The sequence below is a fragment of the Aureimonas sp. AU12 genome (assembly GCF_001463705.1).
Lineage (GTDB): Bacteria > Pseudomonadota > Alphaproteobacteria > Rhizobiales > Rhizobiaceae > Aureimonas.
Map to the genome: position 1 here is coordinate 79217 of NZ_BBWH01000048.1, position 13774 is coordinate 92990.

Here is a 13774-nt window from a genome sequence, read left to right on the forward strand (position 1 = left end):
CGCCCGGCCTTTTTCGTGCGTCCTTTGTGGCGGTTGGCAGCGTGCGAGCGAACGTGGTAAGGCGCGCCATGACCGGTGACCTTGCGCGGTCCCCGCGTGAGCCGAGGAGATCCCCTATGTCGCAAGCCATCGCCATGGACGCCGCCTCGCGGCACGACGCGTTCTTTTCCGACGGTATCGCGGCGGGCGATCCCGACCTCTTCGCTGCCATGCGCAACGAGCTGCATCGCCAGCAGCACGAGATCGAGCTGATCGCCTCCGAGAACATCGTCTCGCGCGCGGTGCTCGAGGCTCAAGGGTCGGTGCTGACGAACAAGTATGCCGAGGGCTATCCGGGCCGCCGCTATTACGGCGGGTGCGAGTTCGTCGACGTCGTCGAGGAGCTGGCGATCGAGCGGGCCAAGGCCCTGTTCGGCTGCGGCTTCGCCAACGTGCAGCCCAACTCCGGCAGCCAGGCGAACCAGGCGGTGTTGCTGGCGCTGACCAAGCCCGGCGCGACCCTCCTCGGCATGAGCCTCGACGCCGGCGGTCACCTGACGCACGGCGCCAAGCCCAACATGTCCGGCCGCTGGTTCGACGCGGTGCAGTACGGGCTCGACACCGCGACCGGCCTCATCGACTACGACGAGGTGGAGCGGCTGGCGCACGAAACGAAGCCGGAGATCATCATCGCCGGCGGCTCGGCCTATTCGCGCATCATCGACTTCGCACGCTTCCGCGCGATTGCCGATGCGGTGGGCGCCTTCCTCTGGGTCGACATGGCGCATTTCGCCGGTCTCGTGGCGGGCGGCCAGCACCCGAGCCCGTTCCCGCACGCCCATGTCGCGACCTCGACGACGCACAAGACACTGCGCGGTCCCCGTGGCGGCTTGATCGTGACGAACGACGAGGCGATCGCCAAGAAGATCAACTCGGCGATCTTCCCGGGTCTCCAGGGCGGCCCGCTCATGCATGTCATCGCCGGCAAGGCCGTGGCCTTCGGCGAGGCGCTGCAGCCGGGCTACCGCACCTACATCAAGGCCGTGGTGGACAACGCCAAGGCGTTGGCCGAGGTGCTGCGCGAGGGCGGGCTCGACATCGTCTCGGACGGCACCGACACGCATCTGATGCTGGTGGACCTGCGCCCGAAGATGCTGACCGGCAAGAACACCGAGGTGGCCCTCGGTCGCGCCGGCATCACCTGCAACAAGAACGGCGTGCCGAACGATCCGGAGAAGCCGACGATCACCTCGGGCATCCGCGTCGGTACGCCGGCGGCGACCACCCGCGGCTTCGGCGTCGCGGAATTCCGCGAGGTCGGCCGGATGATCGTCGAGGTGCTCGACGGCCTGAAGGCGGCCAATTCCGACGAGGGCAATGCCAGCGTCGAGGCGAAGATCAAGTCGCAGGTTCTCGAACTGACCGCGCGCTTCCCGATCTACCCCGCTCTCGGCTGATCGGGGCCGATGCGCTGCCCCTTCTGCGGGTCGCAGGATAGCCAGGTGAAGGACTCGCGCCCCGCCGAAGACGGCGGCGCGATCCGTCGTCGGCGCGTCTGCCCGGACTGCAACGGCCGCTTCACGACCTTCGAGCGCGTGCAGCTGCGCGAGTTGGTGGTGGTCAAGAAGTCGGGGCGGCGGGTGCCCTTCGAGCGCGACAAGCTGGCCCGTTCGGTACAGACGGCGCTGCGCAAGCGCTCGGTCGAGCCCGAACGGATCGAGCGCATGATCTCCGGTATCGTGCGACAGCTCGAGTCCACCGGCGAGAGCGACGTGCCGTCCGAAATGGTCGGACGCCTCGTGATGGAGGCGCTGCGCGGGGTGGACGACGTCGCCTATGTGCGCTTCGCCTCCGTCTATCGCGATTTCCGCGAGGCGCGCGACTTCGAGGCGGTGATCGGCGAACTCAAGGCCGATCCGTTGCCCCCCGTTCCCGACGACGAGGACCGGGCCTGACGGCCCAAGACGACAGGACGATCCGCCATGGCCGCCGAGGATGACGAACGGTATCTGGCGGCGGCCGTGCGGCTGTCGCGCCGTCACGTCGGGCAGACCGCCGAAAATCCTTGCGTCGGCACGTTGATCGTCGCGGATACCGGCGGCTCGCGCCACATCGTCGGTCGCGGCGTCACGGCCGATGGCGGGCGTCCGCATTCCGAGCGCGTCGCGCTGTCGGATGCGGGCGATGCGGCGCAGGGCGCTGTCGCCTACGTGACGCTGGAGCCCTGCGCCCATCACGGCCGCACCGGGCCCTGTGCGACCGCGTTGGCCGAGGCCGGCATCGGGCGCGTCGTCATCGGCGCCGACGATCCCGACAGTCGGGTCGACGGGCGAGGGCGCCGGATGCTGCGCGAGGCCGGCGTCGCGGCCGAGGACCGCCGCGACGGGCGCTGGACGGTTCGGCCCTTCGAGGGCTTCCTGTCGCGGATCCGGCTCGGGCGGCCCTTCGTGACGTTGAAGATGGCGGTGTCCGCCGATGGTTGCGTCGGACGGATCGGCGAGGGACAGGTCGCGATCAGCGGCCCGATCTCCAACCGCCAGACGCATCTCGTGCGCGCTGAGAGCGACGCGATCCTCGTCGCCATCGGAACGGCGCTCGCCGACGACCCGATGCTGACCTGTCGCCTGCCAGGGCTGGCGGACCGCTCGCCGGTGCGCATCATCGTCGACCGTCATCTGCGCCTGCCGCTGGGCAGCCGGCTGGTTCAGACGGCGCGCGAGGTCCCGGTGGTGATCGCCACCGCTGTGGATCCGCACTCCCTGCAAGCCGCGCCCTATCTCGCCGCCGGTTGCCGCCTGCTGCCGTTCGGCGTCCGGAAGACGGATCTTGGTGATCTTCTCCGGCAGCTTCTCGGCCTCGGCATCTCGACGGTTCTGGTCGAGGGCGGGCCGACCTTCGCGGCCTCGCTTCTGGCGGCCGGGTTCGTCGATCGGGCGATCGTGGTGCGCGGAACAACGACGATCGGAGGCGCCGGTGTGGCGGCACCGGCCGGGCTGCTCCATCTCGAGGACTTCGCGCGCACACGCCAGGACCGGTTCGGACCGGATGTCTGGAGCGAGTATGAAAGGATCTGAGGCCATGTTCACCGGAATCATCTCCGATGTCGGGCGCGTCGCCCATGTCGAGCCGTTGGCCGAGGGCCGGCGGTTCCGCATCGAGACGGTCTACGACCCGGTCTCGATCGCGATCGGCGCCTCGATCGCCTGTTCCGGCGTCTGCCTCACCGTGACGCGGCTGCCCGAGACGGGATCGAACGAGCGATGGTTCGAGGTCGAGGCTTGGGAGGAGGCGCTGCGGCTGACCACGGCATCCGGCTGGGCAGCGGGTTCGCGGATCAACCTGGAGCGAGCGCTGAAGGTCGGCGACGAACTCGGCGGGCATCTCGTCTCCGGCCATGTCGACGGGCAGGCGCGCATCGCCTCGCGCGAGGAGGAGGGTGAAGCCGTCCGCTTCCGCCTCGACGCGCCAGCCGAGCTCTCGCGTTTCGTCGCGCGGAAGGGCTCGGTCTGCCTCGACGGGACCTCGCTCACCGTCAATGGCGTCGAGGGTCACCGCTTCGACGTGCTCCTCATCCGGCACTCGCTGGACGTGACCACCTGGGGTGAAAAACGCGCGGGCGATTCGGTGAACCTTGAGGTGGATCAGATTGCAAGGTATGCGGAACGCCTGTTCGGCTCCGTGACGCCCGCCTGACGGCGGCGGACGGGGCTTCGAGTATCGGGGGGTCGGCAACCGACTTGCCGCCCGCCGCCGCATCGCTTCGCATCCACTGCGTGGACACCTGGCATCGTTGCGTTGCCGGGTGTCGTCGCCCGTCCTGTCGTCGTTTCGAAGGTTCCGCCCATGTCCGCACCCCATCTGCTCATCGTCGAGGCGCGGTTCTACGACCATATCGCCGATCACCTCCTCGCCGGCGCCAAGGCGCATCTGGAGAGCGTCGGCGCGACCTACGACGTGGTGACGGTGCCCGGCGCGCTGGAGATCCCCGCCGCCATCGGCTTCGCCCTGGCGAGCGCCGACGAGGGTGGGCGCGACTTCGACGGCTTCGTGGCGCTCGGCTGCGTCATTCGCGGCGAGACCTATCATTTCGAGGTCGTCTCGAACGAGTCGAGCCGTGCGCTGATGGACCTGTCGTTTCAGGAGGGGCTGGCGATCGGCAACGGCATCCTGACGGTCGAGAACGAAGAGCAGGCGCTGGAGCGCGCCATGCCCGATCGAAAGAACAAGGGCGGCGGCGCCGCCGAGACGGCGATGACGATGATCGCGCTCCGCGAACGCCTGGGAGGCTGAGTCGATGACCGAACCCGCCGAGCGAAGCTTTCGTCCCGCCAACAAGCGCGGCGCCGCGCGCCTCGCCGCCGTCCAGGCTCTCTACCAGATGGATGTCGGGGGCACAGGTCTGCTCGAGACCGTCGCCGAGTACGAAACGTTCCGCCTCGGTCAGGAACTCGACGGCGCAACCTACCTCGAGGCCGATCCCGCGTGGTTTCGCGATATCGTCTCGGGCGTCGTTCGCGGCCAGACATTCATCGACCCGCTCATTCACTCGTCGCTGACGCCCGATTGGCCGCTGGCGCGGCTCGACACGACACTGCGGGCGATCCTTCGCGCCGGCACCTACGAGGTGACGGCGCGCAAGGACGTGCCGGTGGCCGTGATCGTCAGCGAATATGTCGATATCGCCAAGGCCTTCTACGGCGACGACGAGCCGCGCCTCGTCAACGCCGTGCTCGACCGCGTCAGCCGCCGTTCGCGCGGCGAAGGCCGGGGGCAGGAGATCCGCGCCAAGGATTGAGCGTCCGCGAGCGCCGCTGCATCGATCGAGCCGCGGAACGAAAAACGGGACCGGCATTGCCGATCCCGTTGAAGACGCCGCTGGGGCTTCGTGTCGCCGGTCAGCGCCCCGGCGAGATGCCGCGGGAACCGCCGCCCAGCTTGTCGAGGATGCTGCCGCTCGCCGGACCTTCGTCCGACAGGATCGAGCCGAGGAACGACGAGTCGCGCCCGCCGGTCGGCGTGGTGCGCGAGATGAAGTCGAAGACCCGGCCTTCCTGCAGCCCGTAATTGGCGATGCGGGTGACCGTGTTGTCGGCGCCGAAATAGACTGCGAGCACGCGCTGGTCGACGAGGCGTGGCTGCATGAAGGCCACCGGCCGCACCCGCTTCTGCGAGATGTAATAGAACACCTCGTTGTCGAAGGTCGCCGTGGTGGAAGGCGAGCCGAGCGCGAGCATGACCTGTTCTCGGCTGGAGCCGACCGGCACCTGCGCCACCGCCTGTTCGTCAATGATGTAGCCCTGATTGTAGACCTGCGAGGTCTGGCAGCCACCGAGCGCCACGAGGGCGCCGAGGCCGGCCGCGAGGAGCAGGGGACGAAGGGGGCGGGTGGTTTCGATCACGCGGCTAAGACTCCTGCGGAGAACACGTCATCGGTGCTCGTAGCGGCCGACTGGGTCGGAAATGGGGGCGGTGGCACCACCCGGAAGGTTGCGACTTGGTAAACGACCTTGGGAAACGTTGCAATCGCGCGCGACCCGTGCGAACCCCGCCGCAAATGATGGGAGAAGTTGGATCGGGATGTTCGAGGGCTTCCGCAGGAAACGCCGGAACCGGGCGATCGTCGATGCGCTCTGGGACGAGTTGGTGGAACGCGCTCGCACGCCCGATCGCTTCCTCGACGGGGGCCTGCCGGACACGGTCCTCGGGCGCTTCGAATCGCTGGGCATCGAGGTCTTTCTCTTCGTGCGCCGCTGCGGCCGCGATCCCGCTCTCGCGGCGCTCTCGCAGGACGTGATCGATCGGTTCATGACCGATCTCGACCATTCGATGCGCGAACTCGGCGTCGGCTACCTCGCGGTGCCCAAGCGCATGCGCAAGCTGGCGGGTCGCTTCTATGCCCGCGTCGCGGCCTTCGAGGCGCCCGTCGCCAACCGCGACCTCGCCGCACTCGCGGAGGCGCTGCGCCGCACGGTGCATGTCGACGCGCCCGGCGGCCGGCCGGATGCGGCCGAGGCGCTGGCTCACCATATCTTGGCTGCAGCGGAATTCTACGATCGCTGCGATGCCACCGACATTCTCGCCGGGCGGCTGGCCGGAGCAGACAGGAAGACCGCACCATGACCGACGAAGCCCGCGCGGACGCCCCGCCCATCTCGATCGAAATTTCCGTGGCGCATCTGCCGCAGGCCGGCATGCCCGTGACGTTCGAGGCGGCGGACGACGAGTGCGAAGCGCTTGCCGCCCATCTCGGCGTGCTGGCGGTCGACGCGATGAGCGCCAAGCTCGTCGCCCGCCGCTGGAAGCGCGACGGAATCGTGGTGGAGGGGCGGATGCGCGCCACGCTGGCGCAGGCCTGCGTGGTGACGCTCGATCCGGTGCGCGAGGAAATCGACGATCCCATCGACCTCATCTTCGTGCCCGAGACCTCGAAGCTCGCCCGCATCCAGCCCGTCAGCGACGGCGAGCTGCATCTCGACCCCGAGGGCGCCGACATTCCCGAGACGTTCCGCGGCGAGCGCCTCGATCTCGGCCCCTTCCTCGTCGAACTCCTGGCGCTGGCGCTCGACCCCTATCCCCGGTCGGCCGGTGTCGAGTTCGCGGAACTCGATACCGACCCCGATCCCGAAGGCGGCAAGGTTTCGCCCTTCGCGTCCCTGAAGCAACTGAAAGATCCGAATCGGTCCTGAGGATCCGGCGTCGGGTGGGCTCTGCCGGGCGCCTCCCGTATGGTTCTCCCGAAGCCAACGCGGCATGGTTCTCCGGCCGAGCGTTTTGAAAGCGAGCCCATCTTGGAATCGAAAACCTCCATCACCATCGCGCTCGACGCCATGGGCGGAGATCATGGACCGCAGGTGATCCTGCCGGGCGCGCTCATCGCGCTCGAGCGTCATCCCGACGTGCGCTTCCTCCTGTTCGGCCAGGAGGCGGCGGTCCTGCCGGTGCTCGACCAGATGCCGAAGCTGAAGGCGCGCTCGACCTTCCGGCACTGCGAGGTGTCGATCCGCATGGACGACAAGCCCTCGCAGGCCCTGCGCCAAGGCCGCTACAAATCCTCCATGTGGCAGGCGATCGAGGCTGTGAAGACGGGCGACGCCGACGTCGCGGTCTCGGCCGGCAACACCGGCGCGCTGATGGCGATGGCCAAGTTCTGCCTGCGCACCATGGCCAATATCGAGCGCCCGGCGATCGCCGCGATCTGGCCGACCGAGCGCGGCGAGAGCGTGGTGCTCGACGTCGGCGCCACGATCGGCGCCGACAGCCAGCAGCTCATCGACTTCTCGGTGATGGGTGCGGCCATGGCGCGCGCCCTGTTCGGCATCGAGCGGCCGACCGTCGGCCTGCTCAACATCGGCACCGAGGAGGTGAAGGGCCAGGACGACGTGAAGGAGGCCGGTCGCCTCCTGAAGGAGACCGCGATCAACGGCCTCGAATATCGCGGCTTCGTCGAGGGCACGGATCTCGGCAAGGGCACGGTGGACGTCGTCGTCACCGAGGGCTTCACCGGCAACATCGCGCTCAAGACCGCCGAGGGCACCGCGCGTCAGATCGCCAGCTACCTGCGCGCCGCGATGACCCGCACCTGGATGGCCAAGCTCGGCTACTTCTTCGCCAAGAGCGCCTTCGACCGTCTGCGCGACAAGATGGACCCCCGCAAGGTCAATGGCGGCGTGTTCCTCGGCCTGAACGGCGTCGTCATCAAGAGCCACGGCAGCTCCGATGCCGAAGGCACGGCGGCCGCGATCGACGTCGCCTACGCAATGGCCGCGAACGGACTGCTCGCCAAGATCGAGGCCGATCTCGGCGACGTCTACGCCCATATCGTGTCGACGCCGCCGGCCGGTGAGACCACCGAGGGCACCGTGGAGGGCGCGCTATGAGCGCGCTTCGATCCGTCGTCGTCGGCACCGGCTCGGCCCTGCCACGCCAACTCGTCACCAATCGCGATCTCGAGGCGCGAGTCGAGACGAACGACGAATGGATCCAGCAGCGCACCGGCATTCGCCAGCGCTACATCGCAGGCGAGGGCGAGACCACCGTCTCGCTCGGCGAAGCCGCGGCGCGCCGGGCGCTCGATGCCGCCGGTCTCGTGCCGGCCGATATCGACCTCATCATTCTCGCCACCGCGACACCCGACAACACGTTTCCCGCCTCTGCCGTGCAGGTCCAGCGCCAACTCGGCATCGCCCATGGCTTCGCCTTCGACATTCAGGCCGTGTGCAGTGGCTTCGTCTATGCGCTGACAACCGCCGATCTCTATCTCAAGAACGGCATGGCGCGGCGTGCGCTGGTGATCGGGGCGGAAACCTTCAGCCGGATCCTCGACTGGAGCGACCGGACGACCTGCGTGCTTTTCGGTGACGGCGCCGGGGCCGTCATTCTCGAAGCGCAGGAGGTCGTGGGCCAGGGCAGTGCCGGGGACCGCGGCATCCTCGTCTCGAAACTGCGGGCCGACGGCAGTCATTGCGAGAAGCTCTACGTCGACGGCGGCCCGTCCTCCACGGGAACGGTGGGCCATCTGCGGATGGAGGGCCGGGAGGTGTTCAAGCACGCGGTCGGCATGATCACCGACGTGGTCGAGGATTCGTTCGCCGCGCTCTCGATCGGCGCCGAGGACATCGACTGGTTCGTGCCGCATCAGGCCAATCGGCGGATCATCGACGCCTCGGCCAAGAAGCTCGGCATTGCGCCGGAGAAGGTCGTCATTACCGTGGGCGACCATGGAAACACCTCGGCCGCCTCCATTCCGCTGGCGCTCGACACCGCCGTGCGCGACGGTCGGATCTTGCGGGGCGATCTCGTCCTGCTCGAGGCCATGGGTGGGGGGTTCACCTGGGGTGCCGTCGTGGTGCGCTGGTAGCGAGCCGCTTGATTCAACTTTCGTTTTCGGTATTTTCTGGCGAGGAACCGGCCTGCGGCTTGCGGGAAGACCAGGGTTCCGAGCCGGTCGCAGCAGGGGAAGCGCATGGGTGACAGAACGGTGACGCGGGCCGATCTTGCCGAGGCGGTGTTCCGCAAGATCGGACTGTCCCGCACCGAGTCGGCCTATCTCGTCGAGTCGATTCTCGAGGAGATCTGCTCGACGATCGCCCGCGGCGAGGCCGTGAAGGTGTCGTCCTTCGGGTCCTTCCTCGTGCGGGACAAGAACGAACGGGTCGGGCGCAATCCCAAGACCGGCGAAGAGGTTCCGATCTCGCCGCGCCGTGTCGCCGTGTTCAAGCCCTCGAATGTCATGAAGGAGCGAATCCTTGAGGCGCATGAGGTGCGCGTCGGATCGTCGGGCAGCGTTTTGAAGGCCGCCGAATAGGATGGCTGACGCCTGCATGCCAGCGATGCCCGCATGAGCGACAAGAGCGCCGACGCCTTTCGCACGATCAGCGAGGTCGCCGAGGATCTCGACCTGCCTCAGCACGTCCTGCGCTTCTGGGAGACGCGGTTTCCGCAGATCAAACCTATGAAGCGCGGCGGCGGCAGGCGCTATTACCGGCCGGACGACGTCGAACTCCTCAAGGGGATCCGCTATCTCCTCTATGTGCGCGGCTTCACCATCAAGGGCGTGCAGCGCATCCTGAAGGAAAGCGGCAACCGCGCGGTGATGTCGATCGGCTCCGGCGACCTTTCGGGTCTCGACAGCCTGCAGGCCGGCCGCACGGCCGCCGCGGCGGCGGACGATAGGCTCGACGCCGGACTGTCGGATTTTGACGTGGAAGACGGCGAGGAGCCGTCACCGATGATGATGGATCGTCCGCGCGGCGGGCTCTCCAACCTCCTTCGCCGCGACCGCGACGCGGGTTCGGCTCCCATGCGTGGCGCCGCCCTTGGGGCCGACGCGACGACCCAGCTCAACGCGGTGATTCTCGAACTTCTCGAGTTGAAGCGCCTGCTCGATCAGGTCCGCTAAGCTCGTTTGCGGAAATGCTGGGGCGCGGCGCTCACCGCCGTTTCCCACGCATTCTCGACGGGAAACCCGCGCAAAACCCTTGCGTCGCCCGATCAACTTCTCTAGGGATGGCGCATCGGAGCGTAGCGCAGTCTGGTAGCGCACTTGGATGGGGTCCAAGGGGTCGGAGGTTCGAATCCTCTCGCTCCGACCATTTGGCTGAGAAGCTAAGTTACGAAATTCCCCAACAACTGAACTCTCTTGTTTTACGGCATAGTTGGCGTGAAATAATAGCGCTTGGCGTCCATGCCATTGGGATGCTGGCCGAACCGCGGCTTACGATTGCAAAAGCCGCTTCGGACCGTTCTATTCGATCACGCAAGAGAGTGTCGACTGGCTGGGGCGCCTGGATTCGAACCAGGGGATGGCGGTACCAAAAACCGCTGCCTTACCACTTGGCTACGCCCCAATGGCCACTCTGTCGGCGTGACCGTCTATAGTCGCGGCCGTCGCCGGACGCAACCGTTGCCGGTGGATGAGAGGGAAGACGATGCCCTTGCAGGGGATCGTGTCGTTCTCACGAAAACCGGTTGCGAAGACCCGGCGGTGCGGCTATACGCAAACCCGGTCGCGGAGTGTAGCGCAGCCTGGTAGCGCACCTCGTTCGGGACGAGGGGGTCGCAGGTTCAAATCCTGCCACTCCGACCAACCAGCCCACGAAAATCATGATCTTTCCCTGCGGGGACCCGCCGTATTTGGCGCGGGGCAATGCTCTGCGCGGGCCTATGCGTTGCGTCGGCCAACGGTGTAGCGTCGCGGCGACCTCGCGAATCGGCGATACCGGAGACTGCCAGCATGTCCGACGAAAAACCCTTGGCGGACGCGCCGCGCATCGATGTGATGGAGCGCCTGTTCCCGATCGATCCCGACAGCTGGAGCTCGCGTCTGCTCGGCCTGCCCAAGCGCAATGTCGAACGAATGCGGACCGGGATGGCGCGCATGCCGCCGACGATCGTCAACAAGCTCAAGCAGCAGGTCATGATCCGTGATCGGCTGCTGGCCGACATCGAGGCGGCAATCGCCAAGGCGGAAGCCGCTGGGGGGCATTCTCTCGTCCTGCGCTACGCGGTGGCCAGCGTCTCGAAGGGAAACCGGTTCGAGAAGGACGACGATCCCCTGTGACGGCAGCACGTCACGCTTGGAGAGGCGCAGGTCTGTTCAAGGCGTGGCACGGGGCCTGTTCAGCGCTTGTTCGAGGCGATGGGACCCGTGGCGAATCCGCTGATTCTTGACAGACAGCTGCACCACATGGAATGGTTTTTGCCAGCAATGATCATTTTGGCAGGTTCCCGCTCATGTCCGTCCTCGACGAAGTCTCGCCGATCATCCTTTTGAACGCGAAGGACAACGTGGCCGTGGCGCGGCGGACGGTGCGGGCTGGGGAGCGGCTGGAAGGCGGCGTCGTCGCCGCAACCGAGGTGCCGAGCGGTCACAAGATCGCGCTGCGGGCCGTGCCGCTCGGCGACAGCGTCGTCAAATACGGGCAGGTGATCGGCTTCGCCACCGTTCCGATCGCGCCGGGCGACCAGGTGCATCTCCACAACATGGCGATGCACGAGAGCGAGGTGCAGCACGAGTTCGCGGCCGACGCGCGGGCCACACCGCTGCTGCCGGAGGCCGAGCGCCGGACCTTCCAGGGCTACCTGCGGCCCGACGGGCAGGTGGGCACGCGCAACTATATCGGCATCGTCTCGTCGGTGAACTGCTCGGCCACGGTGTCGCGCGCCATCGCCGACGCGTTCAACAACAAGGGGGGCCTCGAAGGCTTCCCGAATGTCGATGGCGTCGTGGCGTTGACGCATGGCATGGGCTGCGCCCTGTCGCTCAAGACCGAAGGCTACACCTATCTGGCGCGCACGCTGAGCGGCTACGCGCGCAATCCGAACTTCGCGGCGATCCTGATGATCGGGCTCGGCTGCGAGAGCAACCAGATCTCCTTCATCACCGAGAAATACGGGCTGGAGGAAGGCCCGATGCTGCGCACGATGACGATCCAGCAGCTCGGGGGCACCCGCAAGACCGTGGAGCAGGCCTCGGCGATCATCCGCGAGATGCTGCCGGCGGTGAACGCCGCCGAGCGCACGACGCAGCCGCTGTCCGGCCTCAAGCTCGCTCTGGAATGTGGCGGGTCCGACGGGTATTCCGGCATTTCCGCCAATCCCGCGCTGGGCTTCGCCTCCGATCTCCTCGTCCAGAACGGCGGCACCGCGGTGCTGGCCGAGACGCCCGAGATCTATGGTGCCGAGCATCTGCTGACGCGCCGCGCGGTGAGCCCGGCGGTGGCGCAGAAGCTGATGGACCGTATCGTCTGGTGGCGCGACTACACCGAGCGCCACGGCATGGAACTGAACAACAATCCCTCGCACGGCAACAAGGCGGGCGGGCTGACCACGATTCTGGAAAAGTCGCTCGGCGCGGTGGCGAAGGGCGGCTCGATGCCGCTCGAGGCGGTCTACGAATATGCGGAGATCATCGACAAGACCGGCTTCGTCTTCATGGACACGCCGGGCTACGATCCGGTGGCGGTGACCGGCCAGATCGCCGGTGGCTGCAACATGCTGATCTTCACCACCGGGCGCGGCTCCGTGTCCGGCTGGAAGCCGGTGCCGACGATCAAGGTGGCGACGAACACCGAGATGTACGAGCACATGGACGAGGACATGGACCTCAACTGCGGGGGCATCGTCACCGGCGACGACACGATCGAGGCGGCGGGCCGGCGCATGTTCGAGAAGCTGCTTGCGGTGGCTTCCGGCGAGCGCACTCTCAGCGAGATCTACGACTACGGCGACAACGAGTTCGTGCCCTGGCAGCTCGGCGCGGTGACCTGAGCCCCGGCACCGAGTGCCGCAGATGGATACTCTTGCGATCGACAGGAGGCCGCATCGACCGGGCGAGAAGCGACCCGCCTACGCGCGGATCTGCGACACGCTGCGCGCCAGCATCGAAGCGGGAACGCTGCCGCCGGGTGCCGTGCTTCTCGAAGGGCCGCTGGCCCACCTCTTCGGCTCCAGCCGCTCGCCGGTGAAGCAGGCTCTGGCGCAGCTGGAGAGCGAAGGGTTGGCGCGGCGCTTCGAGGGGCGTGGACTGCTGGCGGGGGCGGTGGGAGCGCCCTTGCGTCTCGATCTCGGCCGCCAACATCTGACGCCGGACGGTGCGGACGAGGGCCGCGAACCGGACGCCGCGACGGCGCTCTACTACGTGATCGAGCAGGAGATCCTCCTGCGCTCGCTGTTCGGGCGGTTCCGGATCAACGAACTGGCGCTGGCGCGTCATCACGGCGTCGGGCGAACGGTGGCGCGCGATCTCCTGCAGAAAGCCCAGCAGGCCGGCATCGTCGTGAAGGAGGACGCGCACTGGTGGACCGTGCCGCTCGACGAAGGACGCCTGCGCGATCTCTACCGGCTGCGCGAACTCCTGGAACCTGCAGCGCTCGTCGAGGCAGCGGGCCACTTGCCAAACGATGTTCTCGGCACGGTGGCCGCGCGTCTGACGGCGGCGATCGGACGTTTTCCGCGTCTGTCGATCGGTGAACTGAACGAACTCGAACAGGACATCCACGCCACCTGCCTCGGCTTCTGCCCCAATCGCGCCATCCTCGAAGCCCTCTACCGCTCACGAGCCTCGCTGATCTCCGGCAAGCACATGCAGAGCATCCTGATGGGGCCGGAGGGCACCGATCCGTTCCTCGAAGAGCATGCGTCCATCGTCTCGGCCCTGCAGGCGGGCCGGGTGGAAGCGGCGGCGGCGGCGCTGCTCGCCCATCTCTCGGCGTCGCGCGAGAAAGGCGTCGAGCGACTGGCCGCCTATCACCGTCGGTTCAGCGCGCCGGCCATCGCCTACATCATGGACTGATCG

Annotated in this window: 16 protein-coding genes and 3 tRNA genes; 17 read left to right on the plus strand and 2 right to left on the minus strand. The window is 67.3% G+C overall.

Annotated elements, in window-relative coordinates:
- Positions 1–116: 116 nt before the first annotated feature.
- The 6 genes from glyA to nusB all read left to right on the plus strand — a co-directional run bounded on the left by glyA (position 117) and on the right by nusB (position 4774).
- A complete protein-coding gene (glyA, locus tag AUL33_RS19335) occupies positions 117–1436 on the plus strand; it encodes a serine hydroxymethyltransferase (protein WP_062212266.1) in 1320 nt (439 codons plus the stop codon).
- 9 nt (positions 1437–1445) lie between these two features.
- Positions 1446–1934 carry a transcriptional regulator NrdR gene (gene nrdR / locus AUL33_RS19340; RefSeq protein WP_062212268.1) on the plus strand — a complete coding sequence of 163 codons (489 nt, stop codon included), beginning with the start codon at positions 1446–1448 and terminating at the stop codon, positions 1932–1934.
- Between the two features lie 27 nt (positions 1935–1961).
- Positions 1962–3053 carry a bifunctional diaminohydroxyphosphoribosylaminopyrimidine deaminase/5-amino-6-(5-phosphoribosylamino)uracil reductase RibD gene (ribD, locus tag AUL33_RS19345; RefSeq protein ID WP_062212272.1) on the plus strand — a complete coding sequence of 364 codons (1092 nt, stop codon included), beginning with the start codon at positions 1962–1964 and terminating at the stop codon, positions 3051–3053.
- A gap of 4 nt (positions 3054–3057) precedes the next feature.
- A complete protein-coding gene (locus AUL33_RS19350) occupies positions 3058–3672 on the plus strand; it encodes a riboflavin synthase (RefSeq protein ID WP_062212274.1) in 615 nt (204 codons plus the stop codon).
- 150 nt (positions 3673–3822) lie between these two features.
- Positions 3823–4269, plus strand: coding sequence for a 6,7-dimethyl-8-ribityllumazine synthase (locus AUL33_RS19355; protein WP_062212276.1), 447 nt, complete (start codon positions 3823–3825; stop codon positions 4267–4269).
- 4 nt (positions 4270–4273) lie between these two features.
- Positions 4274–4774, plus strand: a complete 501-nt coding sequence (gene nusB / locus AUL33_RS19360; RefSeq protein WP_062212278.1) for a transcription antitermination factor NusB — start codon at positions 4274–4276, stop codon at positions 4772–4774.
- A 100-nt stretch (positions 4775–4874) separates the two neighbouring features.
- Here the strand turns inward: nusB and AUL33_RS19365 are convergent, their stop codons facing one another.
- Complete coding sequence (locus AUL33_RS19365; RefSeq protein WP_062212280.1) at positions 4875–5378, minus strand: outer membrane protein assembly factor BamE; 504 nt, start codon at positions 5376–5378, stop codon at positions 4875–4877.
- 178 nt (positions 5379–5556) lie between these two features.
- Between AUL33_RS19365 and AUL33_RS19370 the strand changes: the two genes are divergently transcribed.
- The 7 genes from AUL33_RS19370 to AUL33_RS19400 all read left to right on the plus strand — a co-directional run bounded on the left by AUL33_RS19370 (position 5557) and on the right by AUL33_RS19400 (position 10070).
- On the plus strand, positions 5557–6099 hold the full coding sequence (locus AUL33_RS19370) for a ubiquinol-cytochrome C chaperone family protein (RefSeq protein WP_062212282.1): 543 nt from the start codon (positions 5557–5559) through the stop codon (positions 6097–6099).
- Positions 6096–6665, plus strand: a complete 570-nt coding sequence (locus tag AUL33_RS19375) for a DUF177 domain-containing protein (RefSeq protein ID WP_062212284.1) — start codon at positions 6096–6098, stop codon at positions 6663–6665. Before AUL33_RS19370 ends, AUL33_RS19375 begins: the two co-directional genes overlap by 4 nt.
- A gap of 102 nt (positions 6666–6767) precedes the next feature.
- Positions 6768–7856 (plus strand): phosphate acyltransferase PlsX, encoded by a 1089-nt coding sequence (gene plsX / locus AUL33_RS19380; protein ID WP_280137836.1) that lies wholly within the window; start codon positions 6768–6770, stop codon positions 7854–7856.
- Complete coding sequence (locus AUL33_RS19385) at positions 7853–8836, plus strand: beta-ketoacyl-ACP synthase III (RefSeq protein ID WP_062212285.1); 984 nt, start codon at positions 7853–7855, stop codon at positions 8834–8836. The genes plsX and AUL33_RS19385 overlap by 4 nt, the downstream gene beginning before the upstream one ends.
- Before the next feature lie 105 nt (positions 8837–8941).
- Entirely contained in the window at positions 8942–9283 is a 342-nt protein-coding gene (locus AUL33_RS19390) for an integration host factor subunit alpha (protein WP_062212287.1), read from the plus strand.
- Positions 9284–9316: 33 nt separating this feature from the next.
- On the plus strand, positions 9317–9877 hold the full coding sequence (locus AUL33_RS19395) for a MerR family transcriptional regulator (protein WP_062212290.1): 561 nt from the start codon (positions 9317–9319) through the stop codon (positions 9875–9877).
- Between the two features lie 116 nt (positions 9878–9993).
- Positions 9994–10070: transfer RNA gene (locus AUL33_RS19400), tRNA-Pro, on the plus strand.
- A gap of 180 nt (positions 10071–10250) precedes the next feature.
- Here AUL33_RS19400 and AUL33_RS19405 read toward each other — a convergent pair.
- A tRNA-Gln gene (locus AUL33_RS19405) sits at positions 10251–10325 on the minus strand.
- Positions 10326–10487: 162 nt separating this feature from the next.
- On the opposite strand from AUL33_RS19405, the gene AUL33_RS19410 reads away from it, so the two are divergent.
- The 4 genes from AUL33_RS19410 to AUL33_RS19425 all read left to right on the plus strand — a co-directional run bounded on the left by AUL33_RS19410 (position 10488) and on the right by AUL33_RS19425 (position 13771).
- Positions 10488–10564, plus strand: a tRNA-Pro gene (locus tag AUL33_RS19410).
- Positions 10565–10711: 147 nt separating this feature from the next.
- Positions 10712–11038: a hypothetical protein gene (locus AUL33_RS19415; protein WP_156419503.1), complete on the plus strand. Its 327-nt coding sequence runs from the start codon at positions 10712–10714 to the stop codon at positions 11036–11038.
- Positions 11039–11211: 173 nt separating this feature from the next.
- The gene (locus tag AUL33_RS19420; RefSeq protein ID WP_062212295.1) at positions 11212–12747 is read left to right on the plus strand and encodes a UxaA family hydrolase; all 1536 of its coding nucleotides are present in this window, start codon (positions 11212–11214) and stop codon (positions 12745–12747) included.
- Positions 12748–12769: 22 nt separating this feature from the next.
- Complete coding sequence (locus AUL33_RS19425; RefSeq protein WP_062212297.1) at positions 12770–13771, plus strand: GntR family transcriptional regulator; 1002 nt, start codon at positions 12770–12772, stop codon at positions 13769–13771.
- Positions 13772–13774: the final 3 nt, after the last annotated feature.